This window comes from Lacticaseibacillus thailandensis DSM 22698 = JCM 13996 (genome assembly GCF_001436135.1).
Classification (GTDB): Bacteria; Bacillota; Bacilli; order Lactobacillales; family Lactobacillaceae; genus Lacticaseibacillus; species Lacticaseibacillus thailandensis.
On sequence record NZ_AYZK01000001.1, the window covers coordinates 156,103 to 180,926 of the forward strand.

Here is a 24,824-nt window from a genome sequence, read left to right on the forward strand (position 1 = left end):
ATTTTTCATGGCTAGAGACATTGGGATTGATTTAGGGACGGCGAACGTCCTGATCAACGTCAAAGGAAAGGGCATCGTCCTGAATGAACCGTCCGTGGTTGCCGTCGACACGCAATCAGGGAAGGTAGTTGCGGTGGGAACGGAAGCCTATAAAATGGTCGGCCGGACACCCGGTAACATTCGGTCCATTCGGCCGTTGAAGGACGGTGTCATTGCCGACTTTGATATTACTGAGGCAATGCTGGAGTACTTCATCAACAAACTGAACGTCAAGGGCTTTATGAGCAAGCCGAATATTTTGATTTGTGCACCAACCAACATCACGTCCATCGAGCAGAAGGCCATTATCGAAGCGGCTGAAAAGTCCGGCGGCGGTAAGGTGTACCTGGAATTTGAACCCAAAGTTGCGGCCGTGGGTGCTGGCCTGGATATTTTCCAGCCTCAAGGCAACATGATTATTGATATCGGTGGTGGGACCTCAGATGTCGCCGTTCTCTCCATGGGCGAAATTGTCACCAGCCGGTCTCTACGCTTGGCGGGGGACAAGATGGATGCTTCCATCGTCAGCTACGTGAAGAATAAGCACAAGTTGTTGATTGGTGAACACACTGCCGAACAGTTGAAGATCAACATCGGTGCCGTATACCAGGCGGACGAGAAGCAGACGATGCAGGTGCGTGGGCGTGATATCGCCACCGGGTTACCCCGTGAGGTCGAAGTGACGTCTGTGGAGCTCCAAGAAGCCCTCAGTGACGTGATGGCTTCGATCATTGCCGCCGCTAAGGAAGTTCTCGAAATGACGCCCCCAGAGCTGTCCGCGGACATTATTGACCGTGGTGTGATGTTGACCGGTGGTGGAGCGCTCCTGAACGGTATTTCGCAACTGTTCGCGTCCGAATTACACGTGCCCGTTTTGACTGCCGAGGACCCTTTGGATGCGGTGGCCTTGGGCACGGGGGTGCTGTTAGACAACATTCAGCACCACAAGCAGTATTAAACTAGGTGATAAACTTTGTTGAAAACAGATGCTATTAAGCGGTTCGGTGCCCGGTTGCTCATTGGGGCCGGTATTTGCATTATTTTGCTGATAGTAGGATCCATGATTGGTTACGCAATTGGCGGCGGTAACCCGTTCGCCGTGTTTGTGCCGAGCACCTGGACGCATATTGGTAAGTTTTTGGAGTGAGGTGTTGGTTTTGCGGTGGTTACTAACCAAGTTAATTCGGGGCTACCAGCGGTTTATTTCGCCCCTGTTGCCGGCGTCGTGCCGGTATTACCCGACCTGTAGCCACTATGCCATCACCGCAATCGGCCGCTTTGGGGCGCTACGGGGTTCGTTAATGGCTGCAGCGCGAATCTTGCGCTGTAACCCGCTGGTGCCGGGGGGGATTGATTATGTCCCAGCGCACTTTAGCTTGCGGCGTAACCGGGCGACGATGGACAATCAGGCAAGTGGGGTTAAGTAATGAGTAAAGAAACAAAGGTGAAACTGACCATGACTGATGAGCAACGTGATGGTCAGTCCGTGTCGGTCCTGAGTATGGGCCAACAGGAATTGGGGTACGTCCGTCCTGATGGTGACCGCTTCGTTGCGGTAGTGAGTGCAGGGGCGGAGACCGACCGTTTTCGGAATGAAGATGACGCTGTTAACTTTTTGATTGCAACGTTTCACCTCCACCAACACTAGTATTTAGTTAAAGGGGGTCAGTGCGTGGCCACTGATAACGACAAAGAGCAACAACAGCAGGGTGATCGCATTGACTACGGTATCATCCTCACAATTATGCTACTAGCATTGATTGGGTGCGTAGCCATCTTCATGGCGACCGCCAATGCCAGCAGTACTAGTGCCGCCATTAAGGCGGTAGTTATGCAGGTAGTCTGGTACGGCATCGGTTCAGCCGGGGTGGCCATCGTTATGCGGTTCGATACCGAGCAATTGTGGCGTATCGCTCCGGTACTGTACTGGATCGGGATATTTTTACTGATTGCGGTACTGTTTCTGTATGACCGTCAGACTGCGTTGGCTAACGGGGCCAAGTCATGGTTCAAGTTTGGTCCCATTACCTTTCAGCCCAGCGAGGTGATGAAGCCCGCCTATATTCTGATGTTGGCCCGCGTAGTGACGCTACACAACGCGGAAATGAGCCACACCATACGTAATGACTTTCGGCTGCTGGGGCAGATGTTGATTTGGACCCTGCCCGTCGTCGCCTTGATGATTTTGCAACACGACTTTGGGAGTACCTTAGTCTTCCTGGCCATTTTCGCCGGGGTGGTGCTGATCTCGGGCATTAGTTGGAAGATCATTCTGCCGGTCGCCATCGTGGCGGTGGTTGTCGGCGGCGGTACCATTTTACTGGTTACCCAGTCCTGGGGCCGGGCCATTCTTGAAAAAGTGGGTTTTGAAGCCTACCAGTTTGCTCGAATCGATTCTTGGTTAGATCCGTCTGGTGCGACCTCAGGGAATAGTTACCAGTTGTGGCAGGCAATGAAAGCCATTGGTTCAGGGCAACTGTCCGGTAGTGGCCTGGGCAACCTGCAGGTAACGGTGCCAGTGCAGACGTCTGACATGATTTTCTCGGTGATTGGGGAGACTACTGGCTTTATTGGTTCCGGTGTACTCATTCTGCTATACTTCCTGCTCGTTTACCAAATGATTCGCGTTACCTTTGACACGAAGAATGAATTTTATGCCTACATTTCGACTGGCGTGATTATGATGATCATTTTCCACGTCTTTGAAAATATTGGGATGAACATTGGGCTACTGCCACTGACAGGGATTCCGCTACCGTTCATTAGTTCCGGGGGCTCGTTCTTGCTGGCCAACATGTTGTCCGTCGGGATGGTGCTGTCAATGCGGTATCACTACCAAAGCTATATGTTTAGCCGGGACCGTGAAGACTTTAGCCAGGTGCAGTTGACGCCTAAACGTAATGAATAAGCACTTCCGCGCCACGCCGAGTTAGCGTGGCGCGTTTGTGTCATGAGGCCTGTAATGCCTTCACACCAAAAATTCACAATGAACTCATTTTTGGGGTTGACATCGGCAAGCTGACCGGGTACCCTAGGTTTAAATCATCAAACGTAAACGAGTGACGTGAGAGAGATGGTGCATACGACCTAACAGAGACCCCGGATGGTGCGAGCGGGGAGGTACGGTGCCCTGAGAATGGCTCACTGATCGGTGCGCCGAGCTTCCCCGGGGAGTTAGGTGGCAATGGCCGGCATCCATTATCTTGCACACGGGTTGTTTGACCCGTTAGTGAGGTTCACGACTGCAGCGTGGGCGAATTAGAATGGCACCGCGGAATTCCGCTTCTAACGTAAGTTAGGGGCGGTTTTTTTACGTTTGGTGGTCCGCACCATTATTCAAGCATTTATAAATATGCCATTATTGAATTTTTGGAGGAAACATTCATGAAGAAGAAATTTGTTGCGTTAACCGCATTAGTTGCTGCGTTGCCCGTATTTCTGGCTGCCTGTGGGAGCAGTAGCTCAAGCACAAAGACCACGACCGTCAAGTTGGGGGTCATTGGTTCAGATGCTGACGTGTGGAAGCCCGTTGCTAAGCGTTTGAAGAAGCAGCACATCAACCTCAAGCTGGTTGAGTTCACCGACTACAACAAGCCTAACCAGGCACTGCAAGATGGCGACATTGATTTGAACGCCTTCCAGACGGTCCAGTTCCTGAACAACTGGAACAAGGCCCACAAGACTAACATCGTCAGCGTGGGGAAGACCTACATCGGCCCGGTACGCCTGTACTCGCAGAAGGTGAAGAAGCTTAGTCAGCTGAAGAAGGGGGCTAAGGTTGCGATTGCCAACGACCAAACCAACGAGGCGCGTGCGCTGGAACTCTTGCAGCAGGCGGGTTTGATCAAGCTCAAGGGTAACGTCACCTTCCCCACGGTGCGTGACATCACCAGCAACAAGTTAGGCCTCAAGATTACGCCAGTGGATGCTGCCCAGACCGCCCGTTCACTGACTTCCGTGGATGCCGCCGTGGTCAACAACGATATTGCTTTGAACGCTAAGCTCAAGCCAAGCAGCGCCATCTACGTGGAAAAGATTACTAAGGCCAGCAAGCCGTTCGTGAATGTGGTTGCGTCCACGAAGAAGAATCGCAACAACAAGGTATACAAGAAGGTTGTGAAGGCCTACCAGACTCAGGCAACCAAGAAGGTCATCAAGAAGGTGTACAATGGTTCTACCGAGGCTGCATGGGACTTGTCCTTTAAGTAACCAGCAGTCGTAACGATTGGGGATGGTCCTAGCCGCCGTGTTAGGACCATCTTTGTTCAGCAGGATGCTAGGAGGAACACAGATGAGTGAAGCACCAGTCATCACGTTGCAGGATGTCGACGTGTTATTTAAAGAAAAGAAGCAGGAGGTCCATGCGGTGGACCACGTCGACCTGAAAGTTAACCGCGGCGATATTTACGGTATCGTGGGTTATTCCGGTGCCGGTAAGTCCACGCTGGTGCGGTTGATCAACCGCCTGCAGCGGCCTACCAGTGGAACCGTCACCGTGTTGGGCGATGATATGGCGCAACTGTCTGCTAAGGAATTGCGGGCGAAGCGGCACAAAATCGGCATGATCTTCCAGCACTTTAACCTGATGGCCAGTCGCACCATTGCCGACAACGTGGCGTTCCCGCTACGGGGGACGATGCCGAAAAGTCAGATCAAGGCCAAGGTGGACCAATTGCTCAAGCTGGTTGGTTTGGCCGAACGGTCGAGCGCGTATCCGGCTGAGTTGTCCGGGGGGCAAAAGCAGCGCGTGGGGATTGCCCGGGCGCTGGCCTCGGATCCAGAAATTTTGATTTCTGACGAAGCCACGAGTGCGTTGGACCCCAAGACGACGTCCTCTATTTTGTCCCTGCTGAAGAGCTTGAACCAAAAGCTGGGCTTGACCATCGTTCTGATAACCCATCAAATGGAGGCCGTGAAGCAAGTATGTACGCGGGTGGCCGTCATGGATGCTGGAAAAATTATCGAGCGGGGGTCCCTGGTGGACATCTTTGCCCACCCGCAACAACAACTGACCAAGGACTTTATCAATACGACTATCCAGCTGGACGCTACACTGGAGGCCCTCAAGCTGCAGCCAGCGGTTCAGGATCTGGGTCCAGGTAACCGGTTGGTGCGGTTAACCTACGTGGGTGACACGACCGACCAGCCGTTGGTGGCGACACTCTATGCGGAGTACGGGGTGAGTGCCAACATCCTCTTTGGCGATATTCAAAGTTTGCAGAACACGCCGTTTGGTAACCTGATCGTGGTCCTCACCGGCGCACCGGACCAGGTAGATGCCGCGTTGACTTACCTCAAACAGAACGACGTCACCGTCACCGATGTTGATTTGAGTCAAGTAGGGGGTGCTGACTAATGATGCAGTTTTTTGAAAAGTTTTTTCCGAACGTAGTGCCGTTGTGGCACGGCGATGACGGGGTGCTCGACGCCATTAATCAGACCCTGTACATGACGTTTTGGACCAGTTTGGTGGCTGGGATCATCGGGTTGTTGCTGGGCATTTTGCTACTAGTGACTGATGAGCACGGCATTTTGGAAAACCGGCCGTTTTATTCGGTACTGGACAAAGTAGTCAACGTGTTCCGGTCCATTCCGTTCGTGATCCTGCTGGCAATCTTGAACGGCGTGACCCGTTTGATCGTTGGCACTGGAATCGGCTCCACGGCAGCGCTCGTGCCATTAATTGTTGGTTCAGCACCGTTCTATGCGCGACAGGTACAAAATGCGCTGCTGACCGTCGATGCGGGGGTGGTAGAAGCGGCCCAGGCCATGGGCATTTCCCCTCTAGGCATTATCTTCCGCGTGTACTTGCGCGAGGGGCTGTCGGAGCTTATTCGCGTATCGGTCCTGACCATTATCAGTATCATTGGTCTGACCGCCATGGCTGGTGCCATTGGTGGTGGTGGCTTGGGTAACTTGGCCATCAACACTGGGTACCTACGTTACGAAAACGACGTCATTTGGGTCAGCCTAATCTTCATCCTGATTCTGGTGTTCATCGTGCAGTTCATCGGCGACTTGCTGGCCCGCAAGACTCACCACTAAGCTAGCTGGTGTTGGCGACGGTAAATCAGATTAACCGTTACTTTGTGTAATGGTTGAGCAAGGTCACCACTTATTAAACGTGTAATTTAATGCTACTATTAGCCCCCGCACTAAAAAACTTTTAGTGCAGGGGCTTTCCTTTTCTGGATATAATTAACCTACAGTTGTTTGTTGCTTGGTATGGCAGTATTTGTACCGAATTAACTGGTGGGCTGTTATCGCCACCAAAGGGGTGTAAGTATATGGTGAAGAACGATCATGAAGTACGGATTTTAGGGGACCGCGTGCGTTATTTTCGGAAGCTACGGGGGCTGTCGCAAAGCAAGCTCGCCGACGGTATTTGTACCCAGGCTACGATCAGCCTAGTCGAAAAACGCAATAAAGTCCCCAGCATGAAAATTTTGGTGCAAATCGTGCGCCGTCTGGGCGTCCAAATGACGGACGTGGTGGTGGAGCCCCAGGACCAGATTCAGATTACGCTGGATCAGGCGGTGGCAGCCATGCGCCACCGGCAACCGGACACGGCTGCTGCCGCGCTAGCCACCCTGGACGAAGAGCACGATTTACACACCGTGGATGATCAGAAGCGCTTTTACTACGTGCAGGGGATGATCCAATTGACGGGGGAACGTAAACCGGAAGAGGCGGTGTACTACTTTAACCGGGTACTGCAGCTATTCACGGGTGAGGATGCCGACGTGTATGCCGTGATGGCCATTTTGGGGCTCGCCCTCGCGTACGCCGACATGGACAACTTGGGCCGTACGCGACTCTACGTCAATGAGGCGTTGACCTTACTGCAGGATGTGCACCGGCAGGGGGAAGCCTTTCTGGATAGCGACCTGTTGATTCGCTGGTACATTTGCAGCGCCCTGTACCGGTTGGGGGACTACCAGGAAGTATTGCACCGGGCGGATGCGGCCATCGAACTAGCCGTCCACAATGAACGTTTGTTCCTGCTGGACGAGTTTTACGCGTTGCGGGCGCGGTGTTTAGTCCAACTCCGGGCTGAGGGTACTAATGAGGCGTTTACGGTTGCTATTTCCCTGGCGGGGGTCAATCAGAATCATGCTCTGGCCGCGACCCTGCAAGCAGAAATGGCCAGCTAAAGCAAAAGTTGCTATGTTATTTTTCACAAAATGCTACTGAATAAAAAAAGCACCAACCGGAGACAACAATAATTGTTTCCTGGTTGGTGTTATTTTTTGTTAGCGATAAGCTAATTAACAATCATGTTTGCAATGCTTGTTCACTATTGCTCATTATCTGGTGACGGTTTCTTGGTGGTAGCCAGAACCGGCTTGTTTTCCAAATCAGTCCGGACGACGAGCACGTCGCATGGAGCTTCACGGGTGACGTACGCGGTCACTGACCCAATCAGCAGGCGCTCAACCGCATTCAGACCGGTAGCACCGATCATGATCAGGTCGATGTTACGCTCCTTCGGGATATCGCGGGCAATCACCGTCTTGGGTGCGCCGTACTCAATGGTGTAGCTCACGTTCTTCAGACCAGCATCTTCGGCGGTCTGTACGTAGTCGGCCATGGTCTTCTTAGCAGCCGCGGTGACCTGCTCCACCATCGCGGAGTCAAAGCTAGAAACGTTCTGGAACGCCCGTGTGTCAACAATGTGTACCAATAACAGTTCGGCATCGTTCCGCTGGGCGACGGCGATGGCCTTTTTGAACGCAATCTCCGCCTCGTATGACCCGTCGACGGCAACCAAAATGTGTTTGTATTGTTGTAACATAAGCCCACCTCCTTCATTAGGTTACCTTTAGCATACAATGTTGTGAAAGCTTTTTCAATCCCAATGAGAATGCGATTACAATTACAAGAAGCGGGTGCAGGACAGACCAAACAGTCCCATGACGGCAGCGCCTAATACGAGTGCTACGAGGGCGAGGTTCACAATATTCACAAAGGCAGCGACCAGGGACAAAACGGCGGCAACTAGGAGACCGTAGCCCGCCAGCCCCATTGTTTGAGCCAACTGCGTACTGGGTTCGGTGAATACCAAGAAGGGCTTGTGGCGGTGGCTCAATAAGTACCACGCAATGAGGACGAGAATAACGGCATAAAGTAACATCAATATTAGTAACACGATACGCTCCTTCGGGATGTGGTGGGGGTCTGGGCCGAGCCAGAATAGTTCTGGCCACAAAAAAACTGGCGCGAGGCCAGCCAAAAGTTGTCTTTTGATTTGAAGGACTAGTGGTGCCGTTGTGGCTTCCCAATTCTTGTGAACCCGCGATAAAGCAGGTGGGAATATATGCAGCGCGCTCTTGTGGGCTAAGTGATATAGCCCAATTGTCGTGCTAGTCCCATATTCCCAATGTAATGAGAATGTTCGGTCAACTGATTAGAGGGAAGAGCGAACACCTTAGTGGCTTCATCAATAATATAGCATTAACACGTACTAGATACAACAGTTTCAGCAAGGTAAAATTTGTTTAAAGCGCGTCATGTTGGCATTGACAACGGTTACAGCAATGCTGGTAGTTTCAAGCCAACGGCCACTAATAACGTGGTTACTCCGTTAGGCTGGCTCCAGCACTCGCCTCGTGGCGGGCAGCCGTGGTATTGTAGTTACTGGAATGGGAGGTTGCGAGTGATGCAAGTAACTGAAGATATGCAGCGGGTGCTCCAGCAGGGGATGGCCCTGTTGCGCACTGCAATGCCGGTACGTATTTTGCAGCTGGGACGGTGGCAGCGTCGGGTGCAACTGGATCGGCACGCTAGTCCGTACCTTTACCCAGTGAGCGCGACCACGGCGATCGTTATGGGTACCCAAACGGCGGATACGGATCAAGCATGGTCCACTTGGCAGGCCGTCGCGGCGACGGCCCCTGCCATTGCGCATGTTGATGGGTTGACGGCGGTTAATGACGGTGTCCGGGTTCAGTTGGCGTTGCCGGAGACATTACTGAGCGATGCGTTTGCGGCTGCTGGCAAAGCTGTGCAGGCGGCCGGGTACGTGGCTTACCGGAACGGTTGGTATTTGCGGTGGGCGCAACGGTTACAACAGCGGTTGCCCGCCATGATTCAGTTATTGTCACCCGCGGCGCCGCCCGTGACGGCCGGGCAGGTCGATTTTGCTAGCCTCAAACGGTACCAGCGGACCGCTCCAGAGCCTGCAATTGGTGCGACGGCGGGTACGGTGACCTTGGCGGGGGTGCAGTTGGCGCAGCGGGGCATCCTGACGGTGGATGTGGATCTACCAGCCAGTTGCTTACCTGACGCTGCGCACCTGGCAGCGCTACGGGACCTCGGTTGGTTGACGTTAGGGTTGCCAGATGGTGCTGATGCCGATTTGAATGCCTCCGCGACGACTTTCTTCACTGGTGAAGACGCGCAGCCAGCCGTGCTGGCGCGGTTGCAGGGTCTTGGACGCGTTGCCCCACCAGCAAGCAAAACTATCCTGCGGGGGTTCAGTGGTGCTGCACCGCAGCAACAACTTTTCCTGCGCGCCGCTTTCGTGGCGGGGATGAGTATTGAGCCGTTAGGTGATGGTTTATGGTCGTTGGGCCGCGAACCACACCACGTACTTTTGACTGGGAATCAGTTGGGGTTGAACCCGGATGCGGCCGTAACGTTGACCAGTAACCGCGATGCGTTGTTACACTACCTGGGTGTGCACGGACTGGTAGTACCGCGGGGCAACACTTACCGTAGTGCGGCGGCGGCTGAGTCCGACTTTGCTCGCAGCTTTGGGCACAAGAGCATCTTCGTGGGCAGTACTCAGACGGGCCGGGGAACCGCGATGCCCGTACCACCGACCCCGGAGCGGTTTGCCGAGGTCGTGCGCTCGCTCGGTCACGAAATCATGGTGCAACTCCTCGCACCGGGAACCATCGAGCGGTGCCTCGTGCTGGATGGGCAAGTGCTGGCCGTTCAGGCCCATGATTATGCGTACGTTGTGGGGGATGGTCGGCATGATGTGCAAACATTATTAGCGGTTAAACGTGCACGCCGTACGGCCGCGGGACAGGCAACGTTGAACCTAGATGCGGATGTGCAGGCTGCTTTGGCCCGCCAAAACGTCACCCCGGAAACCGTTGTGGCACGGGGTAGCCAGGTGTATCTGGGACGTAACCCAGCAGCATTTGCTGCCGGTGAGTATTGGGACGACCGCGATAGCTTGGATAGCAGTTATGACGCGGTGGCCATCCGCGCGGCCCAAGCGGTCGGGCTCCGGTACTGCAGCGTGGATTTAGCGGTAATCAACGGCTTCATGCCGTATACTGACGACCAACCAGAACTGGCGCAGGTGGTCGCTGTCGACCCCGCACCGAATTTGGTCAGCTGGCTGCGACCAACTATTGGGACGGGCGTTGACTTGAGTAGGCAAGTCCTGCAGGCGGCGGCCCAGTAAAGGGTAATCAAGCAAAGATGCGGATCAGGCACCCATACCATATGGGTGCCTGATCCGCGTCTTTATTTTGCTCCTTTTTAGTGGAAAAAGCCGAATAGCCCCTTCTTTTTGGGTGCTTCTGGGTGTGCTGCATTGACATGCAACGTGATGTCTTCCTGGTTAACGGCCTGGTTGCTGACCACCAGTAGGCCGGTTGCGGAGTCGGCAGTTTGCGCGCTGGCATCATTCACCATGGTGAGGGACATGTTCAGCTGACCCAGCAGCTTCATCACTGGCCCGGTCACGCTGGCGTCTAGTTTGCCGTTGATCAAAGCGTGGTGGTCACCCCCAACTAATGCGGGCAGTTGTTCGCGCAATGCGGGCAACGTTGCCGCTTGACGCATGGTGGCATTGTCCACGCGTAGCAGTACGCGTTCACGCAGGGAGCCTAAGTATTGCCGGCGCTCATCCGGATTGGTTTGGCGGGGGCCGTACATAGCGTTATTGAGGTGATCTTGCATTTGGTCGTCAGCCATTTTGGAAACCTCCTTGAGGATAATTACAGGGTGTAAGGGGTAGCGCGTAGGATCAACCACCTTAGACCCACCAGCATGGCCCCCTCAAAGTCGTGGACGTACTGGGTTTTGAATTGGTTCGGGTGGTAGTGCAACGCCGCATTTTCCTTGATTGCGGCCTCGAAGGTAGCCTGCGGTACACCGTTTGAAGCCAGGACAAAGTAATCTGGGGCTAAAGCAATGTTGTAACTCACCATCAAGTCGGTGAGCACCGTGGCGGTTTCGGCGTCAGTTTTGGGAGCCCCATGTTCTTGCAGGGCGGGGGTGTACTTGGCCTCCCCAGCGAGGGCGTGGTGTCCTTCAATGAGTTGGTTGTTAGTGAAAATGCTGATACCCGGCATGATTCGTTGCGGGAAGTAAATACCCACGGTGAGCGCAGTGTCTGGAATTCCGTTTTGGCGCGTGTACCCAACCGTCATCAGGTGAACATCATTTTCCATGTAGAACGGCAACGTGGTGACGTTACGGACAACATCATTTAAGTCCCAGCCGTCGAATTTTTCGTTCTAACTGGATTGGACCACACCATGGTCAATTTTGCCGGGAAATGCGAGGCCGACCGCAACTACCGTGGGGTCCAGTTGCAACGCCTGGCGCAGGGCGTCAGCCGGTGTTGACCGGGTATAATCGCTAAAGTCGGTGGTGACACCAGTGCTCAAAATTGTCCCCGCCATGTTGACCACGTGTGGTTTGATTACCAGGTCGTTGTGCCCCAGTTGGGGATTGAGTTCTTCCTGGATGGTGCATAGTAGGTAACGTTCGGCATCATAGTTGAAGAAATATTTAGTTGCCGGGCGCCCAACTTCCCGTTGCACCATGTTTTTAGCAGTCACGAGATTTTGATTAATTAACGGCTTGATCAGTGAATTGACGGTGACCACGCTCAAGTGTAGTGAGTTGCCCAAATCAGAGGCAAAGGCACTGCCCGCGCTAAAGATAGCACCAGCAATTGAAATTGAGGTTTTGTTGTCGTTGGGGGTTCTTCTTTGGTGTCATGGAGCGACCTTTCTTTCGCGAATCGAATAATGAAGTGCATCTGCGACTTGGTTGAACCAGTCATTATTAAATTACTAAATAATTGTAGTTGATAAAGTAACTTAGGTAAACCGGCGTTATGAGGGGTAATTTTGTCGTCACACTTTTGTCACCCTGAACATGTCTGCAAACACCACTTTAATCAGCAATTCTTGAAATTTACTTGTGCGACTGGTAGTCATTGCTGAAAACGGTTTATAAAACCCATTGGCAAAATGTCCGTTAAGGCCTTTAATTATAGCCGTTTAGTAAAGGTCTTTATTAAAATACTTAATTTTAGTGATTTGAAAGGGAGGTAATGTCGATGGTCGGTATTATTCTTACCAGTCACGGCGCTACAACAAGTTGCGGCTGTGCGTGCATAGATTACAAACAAAGAACTCCGGTTCATCGTGGGCACTAAGCAACCCCTTGTATGCGTGCTTAGGCGACGATGAACCGGAGTTTTGATGTATAGACAGTTTGGCTGACTAGAGCCAAGCCGCGGTGCCCTTACCGCGTGACTTTGATATGAACGTCCCACTGCCAGCGGTCCTGGATGGCCAAGGCGCGCAGCCGGCTGAATAGTAGTAGTAACCAGCCAAACGCCACGGTGAAGGCTTGAATTTCAAAGGAGGTCAGGGATGGGTAGCCAAACAGGCGGAAACCAAAGTTGAGTGTGAGGAGAATGATGGCGACTAGGTACGAAACCCACAGAAATTCGCGGCTGACCTGGGGTAGCAGCCAGCGAATGCCGACGATAAGCACCGCCAGCAAAATGATCAGCATACCGGCCGCCTGGTCATGCAGTAGGTGTGAGGCGGCGTTGTTGGGGAAAATACCAATGCACGCTACGTCGAGCGCGACCAGCGTCAGCAGCGCGCGCATGATGTTGATACGACGATTACCCGGGTAGCGCTGGCTGATGGCGACGAAGAGCGTGTCAATCAATGCCACCATCAGGAGGGCTGCCAGCATGAGCGTCGCGTTGAACTGCCAGGCGTTATTAGCCATGTCGGTCCCTAAAAAGCTGAGGTTATGCTGCCACCAGCGCCGTTGATTGTTGGAAGCCATGGCGATAATCACCCCGGTGATAATCACCACCCCCAGGAGTGCGCTCAGCGTGTTCGCGTCCACGTGGCGCGCAGCTCGGACCATCAGGGTGTTGCTGCTTACGGTCAAAATGAAGAAAATAATGGCTGCCGTGACTAGGTCAAAGCTGGCGCCAGGAAACAACTGGCCCAGCAACCAAAAGCCACCAACCAGCGCGAGCGCCAGCATAATGGCAAATGAGCCAATGATGACGGGGAGGTTGCGCCAGTAAATACGGGGTACTTCATGGTGGCGCCGGGCCACAATTAGGTTGCAGGTGAATAGGACCATCCCCGCGACCAACGCGCAACCAATGACCATACTGGCGAGCGAGAAGTCTCCGGAGAGCGGGATTGCCGTCGTGTGCTGCGTGAGCCAGTAGATGTAGACCCCAATGGTGAGTATGGCGGTAACGAGTAGCGGCCAGTGCAAGTTAAGCCGTTCCACACGATCACGTGGTTGTGGCCGGATGATCAGGCGGTCATTTTTGACGGCGACCCGCACCGGGGTGTCATCCGTGACCCCGAGTTGTTGTGCAACCGCAGCGGGTAAGGTGACGGTCAACTTGGTTTTGTGATTGGACATGATATCCTTCCTCTTCGTAACAATCACCCACATGATATCAGAGAATGGCCGGAGGTGGTATGTGGCAATTGTCCCGTCCAGGGTGATTGTACGCGCGAAAAGTGTGCCCAAACAGCACGACGGGCCACCGCGTTCGTCAACACGGCAGCCCGTTGAATTGATTAGTTTATTGATTCTTTAGTAGAAGGACGGCTTGCTGCCGTCAGTGTGCGGCTGGTTGACGCCAACCGAATGCCGAACTTCCTGGGTCGGATCGTTGATCAACTTGACGACGTAAGCGGCGATACTCTTCCGCGAAACTTCGGTCCCTTTAAACGGTTCACCCTTTTCTGTGGTCTCGTAGTTCACGACGTCACGGTTCGATAACCATGCGGGCCGGATGATGGTGTAATCCAGGTCCGAGGCTTCAATGATTTTCGCTGCCGCGGCGTAGTGCTCCAGGTAGCCCCCATCCAACATCTGGTGGTTCCACTTGCCAAAGGCGCCCGGAACTTCGTCGTAAATACCCAAGGTGGAAATCCAGATTAGGCGCTTTATGCCGGCCTGATTCATCGCGGTGACCACGGCTTGGGCCTGGTCCTCAATGTGCGCGTTGCCTAAGTTAGCATACACAACATCAATGTCCTGCATGGCGGCAGTGAGTTGGGCAACATTGGTTGCATCCCCATCGACGACCTGCTCCCGCTGCGGATTGGCATCCTGGATTCGCTTGGCGTTGCGTAGAAACAGGGTCAAGTGGTGGTCAGTCTCCTGTAATAGCTGCGTCCGGGCTAGGCGGGCGATTTGCCCGTGCGCCCCCAAAATTAACACGTTACTCATAGTGTCTTGTTATCCCCTTTCCGTTGGCTTACGCCTTCATCCTAACACTGGTTAATTATCCGCGTAACGGACACGGGCTCCCGTGTGTCCGGGTGTTAAGATAGGGAAGAGAAGGTAGGTGGAACCATGAACCGCACACAACAAAAAATTTGTACTGCCACCAAGCTCGTAGTAGTGGCGCACCCGTTTAACCAAGTGAACGTGTCAGCGATTATGGCCGCTGCAGGGCTGCGTCGGCAAACCTTTTACGACTATTTTCGGGATAAGTACGATGTGTTGGGCTTCATCTACCGGGAGGAGGTGGCAGCCGCGGCGACGTATTGTCGGCACTATGCATACTGGCCCCAGACGTTGCGCAGCATGTTGCGCTACTTTGACGCTAACCGGGCCTTCTATCAACGGGTGCTGACGCTGGACATGCAAAACGCCCCAGCCAACGTCATTCAGGCGCACCTGCGCACCACCATTGGTGATGTATTGGCAGACATGCAAAGTACGGAGCACATCCACTTAGCTCCTGCGTACGTGCAGTTCATCCAATCGGTGCAAAGCGTGGCGCTACTGGCTGCCCTGCAGGAGTGGATCGGCGCGGCTGAGCCGGTGACGTTGGCCGTGGAAAACGCGCGTTTATACCGTTACTTACAAGACGGGCTGAACGGTTTGGCGCACAGCGCACGGGCAACACGTGTAACGTTAATTAAATAGGCAAAAGCGGCTGGCCCCCGTCATTCGAGGGTCCAGCCGCTTTTTTTGTTTATTCAATGGTGGTGGCAAAATGGTCCGCAAATTCAGTAATAATGCGGTCCATCTCGTCGGTGTGGATCAGTTGGTCTGACCACTCACCGGGTACTTGGGCGTCGGGGTGGCCAGCAGAGTACAGGCAGGTGGCGATTTGCGCCACGGTGTCGGTATCCTCGCCCAGGTTGGCAGCTCGTAAAATCAGCTCCTGGAGGCTAGTGGCGGTAAGGTTTAACCACGTAGCTGCTTCCAGGGTGTCCACCACGTAGCCCGTTGAGCGAATCATGGTGACCGGTGTTTGCACAAAGTGCGGATCCCAGATGCGGTCAAAGTAATCGTACTCGTCGCGGTCAAAGTCGCACTGGGCCATTAACCGGTGAACCGTGTCGAGGGCGGCGGATAAGGTGACACCCCGTAATAAGCATCGCAATAGCTCTACGTAGATGGTACTGGCAATCACGCTCCGTTGATGGCCATGGGTGGTAGTAGTGTAATCCCGCTCTTGGCGTAACCGCGCCGTTAACGTCGGTTCGTTGACCAGCGCGAATGCTAGTGGGGCCAAACGCATGAGGGCGCCGTTGCCGTTGTCGTACTCACTGCGATCGCCACTTTGCTCCGCTGGTTTACCCTTGATAAAGTTCATAATCGCGCGGCTGGTACTGGAGCCGACGTCAAAGGTGGTGCCGAGGGGAGTGTAGTCGCCCTCCTGGAGGTAAGCCACAAAGCGTTGCATGAGCGTGGTGGGATTACCATGGTGGACCAGATTTTCCGCGAGCACCAAGGTGAGTGAACTGTCGTCTGACCAGCACCCCACGGGCTGATCATAGGTGCCATGTCCGGTCATACCGTGCACGTGGTAGGTATCCCGGACGTTGAACTCGACCGGGACCCCCAACGCGTCGGCGACCATGGCATTAATGAAGAAACGATGAATTTGTTGGCTGGTAATTGTCCGCACAGTTGCCCTCCTTAATTGGTCGCTCCGTCGTGACCACGAATGTTATATCATCGTGGCAACGGATAACAAGAAAACGTATCTTTGCGCTTCCATTATCGCGCGTAGCGGTGACGGGAACAAGACACGTGCCGTTATTCCTTCTCGGCCGGAGCATTGGTGTTGACCCAAAAAACAGATAATTTTATAAAAACAGTTGTAATGTTTGAGTCGCATTCAAATTTAGTGTACTCTTATGCCTAACAGTGTAATTGGCGTTAACGACAAGTGTGGGGACTTGAAAAATGGCATTGATTGGGACAGTGGGTTTTTGTTTAGTTTTTTATATGGCGGGGCTAATTGGCATCCTGGACGCGTTGGAAGATGTCTTTCCCAGGTTTTATGCGCACATCACCACCCGTGAGCTACGACCAGAGATTCCGGAAGCGGTGTTTACCATCCTGGTTTTGCTGTGTCTGCGGTGGTTAGCACCGCTGGATGCAATTGACGCGTGGATCGCTGATGCGGCTTTGTTTGGCACGTTGCTATACTTGAGCACCCGTTTGCATGAACGGGCGCTTTATATTGCCTTGCTGACGTTGACCGGAATCATTAACTGGACGCTGTGGGGCACGCATCCGGGGAGTTTGGTACCGTTGGTCATTTTGATGGTGGTCAACTCGTTCGCCGACTGGTTTAACGACCATACGTGGGACTTTATCCTGATGACCTTGGTGGTTAGTGCTGTTACTTGGGGCACCGCGACTTGGGTGAATGCTTGGGACCTGGTTGAAGCGACCATTGTCGGTGTGATCGTCACGGTGACTATGATTGCCTCGCACTGGTACGGGCGTTTGGTTGTTTCCCGGCAGCAGCAGGGCAAGCGGTTACGCTACAGTAGCAACCACGATGAGCTCACGGGCATTCGCAGTCTGCACTTGTTTCGGCGGGATTACCGTACTTATCAGCGCTTGATGCGCAGTAACCCTGATGCGCACCTGACCTTAGTGATGATTGATCTGGACCACTTCAAGCAGATCAACGATACGTACGGACACCTGACCGGCAATGAGGTATTGATCACCTTTGCGCGGGATATCGAAGCTTACCTGGTGGCCATGCCGTACTTTTGCGGCGTGTACCGAACGGGTGGCGAGGAGTTCAGCGTGTTCCTGTATGAGCTAACGGACGCGGAGGCCAAAGAAGCCATTGATGCTTACATTAAGCGGCTCCGTGACCTGGTAGTCATGCGTTCATACCCCGAAAAGCGCATCACGTTATCAGTGGGGATGTCCCGTGTGCACGGTTATGACGAACCGTTAAAGCAAGCCATCGCGCGTACGGACGCCAAGCTGTACGAAGCTAAACATGGTGGCCGTAATCGCGTGGCCCAGCAAACCGGTGGGCAGACGGCTATGGCTGATTAATAGGTGTTTTATAGATAAGAAGGTCAAGGCCAGTGGGGCAACCCATTGGCCTTTATTTGTATGTCGAGCGGGGTTCTTAGGCATAAAACTCGCAATTAACCCGTTATCATTTAAATTTAATTATTGATATGGTTGGTGCGGCCACATAGTTACCGGTCGGCGATGCCTACACAGTGGGGGATAATTGGCGTCCAACAATCGTTTGTTATGTTTACCTGCACCCTTTGCCTCACCCCAAAATTAGTATAGACTGAAATCATATTAAAAATCGGGGTGTGCACATGAAAATTACACAGGTTGAGAGTTTTAAGCAGTCGGTGACGCTCCGCCATCCGTTCAAAATCTCCTTTGCGACTATTTATGAATTACAGACGATTATCGTCAAGGTGACGACTGACACGGGCGTGGTGGGTTTCGGCGAGGCCAGTCCGTTCGAACCGGTCACGGGTGAAAGCATTGCGACCGAGCTGGTGGCCCTCGACGCGCTGGGGGCGGCGCTGGTGGGGGTAGACCCGCGCGCACTGGAACGCGTACATAACGTAATGGATGCTACGATGTTAGGGCACACTGCCGCCAAGGCGGGCATCGACATTGCGTGCTACGATATCCTGGGCAAGGATAGTGGCTTGCCTTTGTACCAGTTGCTTGGCGGCGATAGTAACCAGGTCGTCAGTGACTACACGCTTGGTATTGATACTCCTGAGGCGATGGCAAGTGCCGCTCAGGAACAGGTGGCTGCTGGGTTTACGGTGTTGAAGGTCAAAGTCGGTGATGATGACCAGCAGGATATTGCGGCGATTCGCGCTATTCGCGCCGCTGTGGGTCCGGATGTGGAATTGCGTATTGACGCCAACCAAGCGTGGACACCGAAGCAAGCCAAGCGGGTGATGCGCGCCATGGGTGACGATGTTGCCGCCGTGGAGCAGCCGCTACCCGCCAGTCAAACCCAGGACCTGCCGCTGGTGCGGGCGTTGGTCGACCAGCCCGTTATGGTGGACGAAAGTGTACACAGTGCCACTGATGCTTTTAAGGTTCTGGCTGCCGGTGGTGCTGACATTGTCAATATTAAGTTGCAAAAAGCCGGGGGCTTGTGGGGTGCCACCCAGATTAATGCGGTGGCGGCTGCGGCTGGTATTCCGGTGATGTTGGGCTGCATGGTTGAAACGAAGGTGGGTATCGCCGCAGCGGTACACTTTGTCGCCGCTCACCAGAACGCGCGGTACGCAGATTTGGACGCCTTTTTGGATTTTGCGTCGCCGTCCTGGTTGCATGGCGGCTTCACACACGTCGGCGGCATCTACACGCTCAGCGATGCCCCCGGCTTGGGCATTGAGTGTGATCTGTAAATTCGGCCAACAATCTACGGGCCAGCTATTGCGCTTACTTGGTAGCGTGCTAAACTAATAAGGTAAGCCATGGGCCCATAGCTCAGTTGGGAGAGCGCCTGCTTCGCATGTAGGAGGTCGACGGTTCAAGTCCGTTTGGGTCCATTAATGTCACTTGTGTGCACTTCAGTTGAGCTGGAGTGCTTTTTTTGTGGCAATAGATGAGTGGGAGTAGTGTCATGGCAACAAGCGCGGGACAACAGGGGATCACCGTTGTCCCGCTTTTTTGTACGGTCGCTACCGCTGAGTAGGGTAAGCGGGTAGGCCACCCTGTTGTAGTGCCGTTATTTTTACGCTACTAAGTGTCCGCAACGCTGAATGACGGTTGTAACGTCAAATGTGTATTGACACCCCCACGATGATGGTATTAAAGAAACACAACACCAGATAATATAATAACAAATTAATCTGCAGTAAGCTGTCCGTGGAAAGCGTCAATAAAGGCATACGACTCCTACATTGCTCCCGGAGTCTTAACGATAATTTCTCCAAATGAATAACAAAAATATACATAAATATCAGGCTACCAAACGGTATGTGACCACTTTTATGCTGAAGATGTTTCAACTGTTACCTATAAGTGAAAACGTACGCTGACTGATTGACTTCACCTGCACCGCAATTTATATTATTTGCATTCAACAACGGCTGGTTCCTGAAACCAACCGCGAGTTGAACCACGTCAACGTAGCGCATGCGTGTACGGCCCGCTTGTCCGTACCGCTAACCCACACCAAGGAGGAAAAGTATTTGGCAGTCATGGACACAACAACCATTATGCAACTCATTCCGAACCGGTATCCGATCTTGTTCATGGATTACGTGGATGAAATCAACCCGGGGGCATCAATTGTAGCGACGAAAAACGTCACCATCAATGAGCAGTTTTTCCAGGGGCACTTCCCGGGTAATCCGGTCATGCCGGGGGTGCTGATTATTGAGTCGCTGGCCCAGGCCGCATCGATCCTGATTCTAAAGTCGCCAGAGTTTGTGGGGCAAACGGCGTACTTAGGTGCCATCAATGGTGCTAAGTTTCACCAGATTGTGCGCCCAGGCGACGTGCTCAAGCTCCACGTTGAATTCACGAAGCGGCGACAGAACATGGGGGTGGTGCACACGTTTGCGGCGGTCGGTGACGTGACGGTGGCCCAGGCTGACCTGACGTTTATCGTATCCCCCCAAACCACGCAGGCATAAGCAGGTACTGACACATGGGATTAACAATTATCGGCTCCGCGTCCGCGGTGCCGGCACAAGTAGTGACGAACGATGAGCTAACCCGACTGATGACTACCAGTGATGAGTGGATTCAACAACGTACCGGTATCGCGCGCCGACACGTGGCACGGACGGAAACCACCGATAGTTTGGCCATTGATGTTGCCCGGCAGCTGTTAGAGCAGACCGGCGTGATGGCTGCGCAGGTCGGCTTGATCCTGGTGGCGACCATGTCGCCAACGTACACGATGCCAAGTGTGGCGGCCATGGTGGCCGGGGCCGTTGGTGCCCACGCCGCCATGACGGCCGATATCAGCACTGCCTGTACAGGGTTTGTGGCGGCGTTATCGACGGCCCACGCGTTAGCCCTAGCCCGTCAAACCCGCTATGTATTGGTCATCGGCGCAGAAGTGTTAACCAAGATTGTGGATTGGCACGACCGGTCAACGGCCATTCTGTTTGGGGATGGTGCTGGTGGGGTCATGCTGGATATGGCAGGTACAGCGGGAGCGTACCTGGGTGATGAATTTAGTACTCAGGGTGAACACGGCCTGGATCTGACTGCCGATTACTCCGGCAACCACAGCCCGTTTGCAGAGCCGCAGGATGGAGATCCTTACTTCCGCATGAACGGGCACGCTGTCTACAACTTTGTGGTTAATGATGCGCCCGCGGTCATTGAGCGGTTACTTGCTCGGACCCAGACGGCGCTGGCGGACGTGGATGTGGTGGTGTTTCACCAGGCCAACGCCCGGATGTTGGAGCATTTAGCCAGGAAGCTAGGGCTAACAGCGGCGCAATACCCACTTAATTTACAGGAGTACGGCAACACGGCGGCTGCGAGCGAACCCATCTTATTAGCAGAGCTCATTGCGACCGGCCGTATTCAGCGCGGCAATAAGGTACTACTGTGTGCGTTTGGCGGTGGGTTAACCGTTGGCGCCGCACTGATTGAATATTAGGAATACTAAGTAGTTATGTGAAGCAATTGCAGATAAAGGAGCATACAAAATGACCAAAGATGCGATTATTACCAAAATTATGGACATGGTGCAAGCTGACGGGGTGGCTGCGGATAAGCAGGTGACGCCGACGATGTCGTTTAAAAATGACCTCAATTTAGATAGTTTAGATATCTTTGAACTGGTGAACGAAATTGAGGATGAGTTTGATATTGAGATTGAAGCCGACGAATCCATTGATACCATTGATGCCCTGGCGGCCTACGTGCAAACTAAGCTACCTGACCAGGCGGAGGCATAGGTGAGGCAATGGCGATAGGTTATTTGTTTGCAGGGCAGGGACAGTCAGTTGCGGGTTTGGGGCATGACCTTTACCAGCAGGAAGCAACGTACCGGGAAGTCGTTGATGAGGCTGCGGCGGCGTGCGGTTGTGACCTGGCGGATCCGGAGGTCTGGGGCCAACCAGTGCAAGCCCCGGTGTCTCTTTACACCATGAGTGTCGGTATTGCCGCCCTTCTAGGGGCAGAATTACCGGCACCGGTGGCAGTGATGGGGCTGAGTCTGGGTGAGTACGCAGCTTTGACGGCGGCCGGCAGTCTATCGCTGCCCGATGGGGTGCGGGTCGTAGCTGACCGTGCCCGCTGGATGCAGACGGCGGGAGACCAAGTGCCTGGCAAAATGGCGGCGGTGATGACGGACCAGGTGTCCACGGTACAGACGTTGGTGCAAGCACTCCCGGGCGTCTACGTGGCGAACAAAAATGCCCCTCGCCAAATTGTGGTGGGTGGTCAGGTGGCTGCGGTTGATCGACTGCTGGCAGAGTTAGCGGCACGGGGCATCAAACGTGTGCGGTCACTGAACGTAGTGGCTTCGCACACACCATTGATGCAGACCGCTGCGGACCGGTTAGCGGCCCGCTTGCAAGCCGTCCATCTTGCCCCACCGCGGATACCGGTAATTAGCAACACTACGGGCAAGCCGTTTACCACGGCGACCGTCAAGGCCACACTGGTGAACCAGCTAACGCACACCACCAACTTTGCTGGGGGCTTACTGGCCCTCGCGGATTTAGGGGTGGATCAGTTTGTGGAAATTGGTCCCGGGCGGACACTTAGCGGTTTTGTCCGGCAAACTTTACCACGGGCCGCACGCTATCAGGTACACGACGTGGCGACCTTCAACCAAGTGCGCACGGAATTGGGCGTAATTAGCGACTGGCAGTAAAGCGAGGGGAAAACATGCAAACAGGTGCAGTACTGGTAACCGGTGGTGGACGCGGTATCGGCCGGGCGGTGGCCGAGCGTCTCGCCCGTGACGGGTATACGGTGGTGGTCACTATTCGGCGGCCCTTGACAGCTGAGGTCCAGGCTGACTTTGATCAGTTGGGCGTGCGCACGGTGCAGGGCGACGTGACGGTGGCCGCTGATGCTGAGCGTATGGTAGCTGATTGCTGTGGCCCAGACGAAACACTAGTGGGCCTAATTAACAACGCTGGGATTACCCGGGACATGTTGATTACGCGCATGACGGTGGCGGAATTTCAGGCGGTGTTAACGACTAACCTGGTGGGGGCCTTTAACATGACCAAGCCTGCGTTGCGCGTGATGCAGCGCCAGCGGCGTGGTTGCATCATTGACATCAGTAGCATTGTGGGGTTGGTGGGCAATATTGGTCAGGCAAACTATGCGGCTAGTAAGGCGGGCCTCATCGGGCTGATGAAGACGACGGCCAAAGAGGGCGCGTTGCGGGGTATCCGTTGTAACGCGGTCGCTCCGGGCATGGTAGCGACAGCGATGACCGCAGCGTTAAGTGCCAAGACGACTCAACGGTTGCAGGAGAGTATCCCGCTCAAACGGTTTGCGGAACCCGCTGAGGTGGCTGATGTGGTGGCGTTTTTGCTGGGCAATCAGTATATTACTGGTCAAGTTGTGACCGTGGACGGGGGACTTACGCTGTAGGAGGGCGAACAAATGAAACGAGTGGTAATTACGGGGATGGGTGCAGTGACCCCACTCGGGAACACGTTGGGGGACTATGTTGCTGGTTTACGGTCCGGCCGGGTAGGCATTGGTCCCATCACCAAGTTTGCGGCGGATGCGGGTGTGAGCGTGGCGGGGGAAGTGCGCGACTTTGACCCCACGGTGCACCTGAAGGCCAAAGCGGCAAAGCGTATGGACCTGTTTTCCCAGTACGCACTCTACAGTGCCACTGAGGCCATGACCATGGCTGGTTTGGTTGGTGGTGGGGTGGATTCGGAGCAATTCGGGGTCATTTACGGATCGGGTATTGGTGGGCTGGGTACCATTGAGCAACAGGTCATTAAGATGCACGACAAGGGGCCACGGCGGGTCTCACCACTGTTCGTGCCTAATGCAATTATCAACATGGCGGCTGGTAACCTATCAATTGCGTTTCATGCCCAGAATATTAGCCAAGCAGTGGTGACTGCGTGTGCGTCCGCCACTAACGCGATTGGCAACGCCTTTGATACCATCCGCTTGGGTCGAGCGCAGGTGATGCTGACCGGCGGGAGCGAAGCATCGGTCAATGAAATCGGCATTGCTGGGTTCGCGGCTTTGACCGCGTTGTCACGTAGTACCGACCCACTACGCGCATCGTTACCTTTTGATGCCTACCGTAGCGGATTTGTCATGGGTGAAGGTGCGGGTACTTTGGTGCTTGAAGAATTGACCCACGCCCAGGCGCGGGACGCACATATCTATGCCGAGGTCGTAGGCTACGGCAGTACCGCCGATGCGTATCACGCCACGGCGCCCGATCCGACCGGTACCGGTGCCATCCGTGCGATGACTCAGGCTGTGACTGATGCCGGTATCACTCCTGATGCGGTTGGTTATATCAATGCTCATGGTACGGCCACCAAGGCTAATGATGAAGCCGAAAGTCGCGCTATCCAGACCTTGTTTGGGAAGCATGACGTTCTGGTCAGCAGCACCAAGGGCATGACCGGGCACCTACTAGGGGCTGCTGGGGCCTTGGAGGCCATTGCCACGGTTGCAGCCTTACGGGGGCCGTTGCCCGTTAACGTGGGTTGCGCGGATCAGGATCCCGCGTGTCCCGTCCACCTGGTAACTCCAGCTAACGCAGACCGGCCGGTGGATTACGCTTTGAGCAATTCCTTTGGCTTTGGTGGGCACAACGCCGTGCTCGCCTTCAAACGATGGGGGGCTTAGTGATGGAAGAACGCGAAATTGAACGGTTAGTGGATCGCTTTGAGCGTTCCTCGTTAGACCACCTGCAGATTACCGACGATAGTTTTGAACTGGTGCTGAGCAAGCCAGGGTCAACACTGGCCGTCGCGACCACCACGACGCCGATGCTACAGGCACAGCCGGCGTCTGTAGAGCCGGCGGCTGCGGCCACCACGAATGTGGGGACGCCGGTAACGGCACCATTGGTCGGGGTGGTCTACTTTGCGCCACAGCCCGATGCACCGGTGTTTAAGCAAGTGGGGGATCACGTGGACGCTGGTGAGGTAGTTTGCTTGATTGAGGCGATGAAGATGGTCAATGAGGTCAAGGCCCCAGTTGCTGGGGTGCTGGCATCAATTGCGGTTGAAGACGGCACGTTGGTCGAATTCGAGCAACCGTTGATGCACATTGATGCGGAGGGGTAG

At 54.2% G+C, this 24,824-nt stretch carries 28 protein-coding genes and 1 tRNA gene; 21 read left to right on the forward strand and 8 right to left on the reverse strand.

Annotation, left to right across the window (positions count from 1 at the left end; all coding sequences use genetic code 11):
- The first annotated feature begins 7 nt into the window (after nucleotides 1-7).
- The 9 genes from mreB to FD19_RS00765 all read left to right on the forward strand — a co-directional run bounded on the left by mreB (nucleotide 8) and on the right by FD19_RS00765 (nucleotide 7,193).
- The gene (gene mreB, locus FD19_RS00730) at nucleotides 8-997 is read left to right on the forward strand and encodes a rod shape-determining protein (protein WP_054749239.1); all 990 of its coding nucleotides are present in this window, start codon (nucleotides 8-10) and stop codon (nucleotides 995-997) included.
- 54 nt (nucleotides 998-1,051) lie between these two features.
- Nucleotides 1,052-1,186, forward strand: a complete 135-nt coding sequence (locus FD19_RS09520) for a DNA-directed RNA polymerase subunit beta (RefSeq protein ID WP_420836018.1) — start codon at nucleotides 1,052-1,054, stop codon at nucleotides 1,184-1,186.
- A 10-nt stretch (nucleotides 1,187-1,196) separates the two neighbouring features.
- Nucleotides 1,197-1,466, forward strand: coding sequence for a membrane protein insertion efficiency factor YidD (gene yidD, locus FD19_RS00735; protein ID WP_054749654.1), 270 nt, complete (start codon nucleotides 1,197-1,199; stop codon nucleotides 1,464-1,466).
- Nucleotides 1,466-1,687, forward strand: a complete 222-nt coding sequence (locus FD19_RS00740; protein WP_054749240.1) for a DUF2969 family protein — start codon at nucleotides 1,466-1,468, stop codon at nucleotides 1,685-1,687. Before yidD ends, FD19_RS00740 begins: the two co-directional genes overlap by 1 nt.
- A 24-nt stretch (nucleotides 1,688-1,711) precedes the next feature.
- Nucleotides 1,712-2,947 (forward strand): FtsW/RodA/SpoVE family cell cycle protein, encoded by a 1,236-nt coding sequence (locus FD19_RS00745; RefSeq protein WP_056968893.1) that lies wholly within the window; start codon nucleotides 1,712-1,714, stop codon nucleotides 2,945-2,947.
- Nucleotides 2,948-3,423: 476 nt separating this feature from the next.
- Nucleotides 3,424-4,248 (forward strand): MetQ/NlpA family ABC transporter substrate-binding protein, encoded by an 825-nt coding sequence (locus tag FD19_RS00750; protein WP_056968894.1) that lies wholly within the window; start codon nucleotides 3,424-3,426, stop codon nucleotides 4,246-4,248.
- An 82-nt stretch (nucleotides 4,249-4,330) separates the two neighbouring features.
- The gene (locus tag FD19_RS00755; RefSeq protein ID WP_054749241.1) at nucleotides 4,331-5,395 is read left to right on the forward strand and encodes a methionine ABC transporter ATP-binding protein; all 1,065 of its coding nucleotides are present in this window, start codon (nucleotides 4,331-4,333) and stop codon (nucleotides 5,393-5,395) included.
- Nucleotides 5,395-6,084, forward strand: a complete 690-nt coding sequence (locus FD19_RS00760) for a methionine ABC transporter permease (RefSeq protein ID WP_056968895.1) — start codon at nucleotides 5,395-5,397, stop codon at nucleotides 6,082-6,084. The genes FD19_RS00755 and FD19_RS00760 overlap by 1 nt, the downstream gene beginning before the upstream one ends.
- Before the next feature lie 242 nt (nucleotides 6,085-6,326).
- Nucleotides 6,327-7,193, forward strand: coding sequence for a helix-turn-helix domain-containing protein (locus tag FD19_RS00765; protein WP_054749242.1), 867 nt, complete (start codon nucleotides 6,327-6,329; stop codon nucleotides 7,191-7,193).
- Nucleotides 7,194-7,336: 143 nt separating this feature from the next.
- Here FD19_RS00765 and FD19_RS00770 read toward each other — a convergent pair whose 3' ends face one another.
- The gene (locus FD19_RS00770; RefSeq protein WP_054749243.1) at nucleotides 7,337-7,834 is read right to left on the reverse strand and encodes a universal stress protein; all 498 of its coding nucleotides are present in this window, start codon (nucleotides 7,832-7,834) and stop codon (nucleotides 7,337-7,339) included.
- 81 nt (nucleotides 7,835-7,915) lie between these two features.
- On the reverse strand, nucleotides 7,916-8,188 hold the full coding sequence (locus tag FD19_RS00775) for a hypothetical protein (protein ID WP_156321794.1): 273 nt from the start codon (nucleotides 8,186-8,188) through the stop codon (nucleotides 7,916-7,918).
- A gap of 510 nt (nucleotides 8,189-8,698) precedes the next feature.
- Between FD19_RS00775 and FD19_RS00780 the strand changes: the two genes are divergently transcribed.
- Entirely contained in the window at nucleotides 8,699-10,459 is a 1,761-nt protein-coding gene (locus FD19_RS00780) for a hypothetical protein (RefSeq protein WP_056968896.1), read from the forward strand.
- Between the two features lie 77 nt (nucleotides 10,460-10,536).
- On the opposite strand, the gene FD19_RS00785 is transcribed toward FD19_RS00780, so the two are convergent.
- The 5 genes from FD19_RS00785 to FD19_RS00805 form a co-directional block, all read right to left on the reverse strand.
- Entirely contained in the window at nucleotides 10,537-10,974 is a 438-nt protein-coding gene (locus tag FD19_RS00785) for a YueI family protein (RefSeq protein WP_054749247.1), read from the reverse strand.
- Nucleotides 10,975-10,997: 23 nt separating this feature from the next.
- On the reverse strand, nucleotides 10,998-11,453 hold the full coding sequence (locus FD19_RS00790) for a hypothetical protein (RefSeq protein WP_156639577.1): 456 nt from the start codon (nucleotides 11,451-11,453) through the stop codon (nucleotides 10,998-11,000).
- A gap of 66 nt (nucleotides 11,454-11,519) precedes the next feature.
- On the reverse strand, nucleotides 11,520-11,831 hold the full coding sequence (locus FD19_RS00795; protein WP_156639579.1) for a hypothetical protein: 312 nt from the start codon (nucleotides 11,829-11,831) through the stop codon (nucleotides 11,520-11,522).
- A 709-nt stretch (nucleotides 11,832-12,540) separates the two neighbouring features.
- Complete coding sequence (locus FD19_RS00800; RefSeq protein ID WP_056968898.1) at nucleotides 12,541-13,704, reverse strand: DUF998 domain-containing protein; 1,164 nt, start codon at nucleotides 13,702-13,704, stop codon at nucleotides 12,541-12,543.
- Between the two features lie 177 nt (nucleotides 13,705-13,881).
- Nucleotides 13,882-14,523: an SDR family oxidoreductase gene (locus FD19_RS00805; protein ID WP_054749253.1), complete on the reverse strand. Its 642-nt coding sequence runs from the start codon at nucleotides 14,521-14,523 to the stop codon at nucleotides 13,882-13,884.
- Between the two features lie 126 nt (nucleotides 14,524-14,649).
- On the opposite strand from FD19_RS00805, the gene FD19_RS00810 reads away from it, so the two are divergent.
- On the forward strand, nucleotides 14,650-15,228 hold the full coding sequence (locus FD19_RS00810; RefSeq protein WP_056968899.1) for a TetR/AcrR family transcriptional regulator C-terminal domain-containing protein: 579 nt from the start codon (nucleotides 14,650-14,652) through the stop codon (nucleotides 15,226-15,228).
- A gap of 49 nt (nucleotides 15,229-15,277) precedes the next feature.
- Here FD19_RS00810 and FD19_RS00815 read toward each other — a convergent pair whose 3' ends face one another.
- Nucleotides 15,278-16,219 carry an ADP-ribosylglycohydrolase family protein gene (locus tag FD19_RS00815; protein WP_056968900.1) on the reverse strand — a complete coding sequence of 314 codons (942 nt, stop codon included), beginning with the start codon at nucleotides 16,217-16,219 and terminating at the stop codon, nucleotides 15,278-15,280.
- 323 nt (nucleotides 16,220-16,542) lie between these two features.
- On the opposite strand from FD19_RS00815, the gene FD19_RS00820 reads away from it, so the two are divergent.
- The 10 genes from FD19_RS00820 (at nucleotide 16,543) to FD19_RS00865 (ending at nucleotide 24,824) form a co-directional block, all read left to right on the forward strand.
- A complete protein-coding gene (locus FD19_RS00820) occupies nucleotides 16,543-17,622 on the forward strand; it encodes a GGDEF domain-containing protein (RefSeq protein ID WP_054749257.1) in 1,080 nt (359 codons plus the stop codon).
- A gap of 281 nt (nucleotides 17,623-17,903) precedes the next feature.
- Nucleotides 17,904-18,968, forward strand: coding sequence for a mandelate racemase/muconate lactonizing enzyme family protein (locus FD19_RS00825; RefSeq protein WP_054749258.1), 1,065 nt, complete (start codon nucleotides 17,904-17,906; stop codon nucleotides 18,966-18,968).
- Between the two features lie 71 nt (nucleotides 18,969-19,039).
- Nucleotides 19,040-19,112 (forward strand) — tRNA-Ala (locus tag FD19_RS00830).
- Nucleotides 19,113-19,766: 654 nt separating this feature from the next.
- A complete protein-coding gene (fabZ, locus tag FD19_RS00835) occupies nucleotides 19,767-20,204 on the forward strand; it encodes a 3-hydroxyacyl-ACP dehydratase FabZ (RefSeq protein WP_420836019.1) in 438 nt (145 codons plus the stop codon).
- Between the two features lie 14 nt (nucleotides 20,205-20,218).
- A complete protein-coding gene (locus FD19_RS00840; RefSeq protein ID WP_054749260.1) occupies nucleotides 20,219-21,187 on the forward strand; it encodes a beta-ketoacyl-ACP synthase 3 in 969 nt (322 codons plus the stop codon).
- A 49-nt stretch (nucleotides 21,188-21,236) separates the two neighbouring features.
- Nucleotides 21,237-21,488, forward strand: coding sequence for an acyl carrier protein (locus FD19_RS00845; RefSeq protein ID WP_054749261.1), 252 nt, complete (start codon nucleotides 21,237-21,239; stop codon nucleotides 21,486-21,488).
- 8 nt (nucleotides 21,489-21,496) lie between these two features.
- Nucleotides 21,497-22,411 (forward strand): ACP S-malonyltransferase, encoded by a 915-nt coding sequence (locus FD19_RS00850; protein ID WP_056968902.1) that lies wholly within the window; start codon nucleotides 21,497-21,499, stop codon nucleotides 22,409-22,411.
- A gap of 14 nt (nucleotides 22,412-22,425) precedes the next feature.
- Nucleotides 22,426-23,145 carry an SDR family oxidoreductase gene (locus tag FD19_RS00855; RefSeq protein ID WP_054749264.1) on the forward strand — a complete coding sequence of 240 codons (720 nt, stop codon included), beginning with the start codon at nucleotides 22,426-22,428 and terminating at the stop codon, nucleotides 23,143-23,145.
- A gap of 12 nt (nucleotides 23,146-23,157) precedes the next feature.
- Complete coding sequence (gene fabF, locus FD19_RS00860; RefSeq protein WP_054749265.1) at nucleotides 23,158-24,381, forward strand: beta-ketoacyl-ACP synthase II; 1,224 nt, start codon at nucleotides 23,158-23,160, stop codon at nucleotides 24,379-24,381.
- 2 nt (nucleotides 24,382-24,383) lie between these two features.
- Nucleotides 24,384-24,824 (forward strand): acetyl-CoA carboxylase biotin carboxyl carrier protein, encoded by a 441-nt coding sequence (locus tag FD19_RS00865; RefSeq protein WP_054749266.1) that lies wholly within the window; start codon nucleotides 24,384-24,386, stop codon nucleotides 24,822-24,824.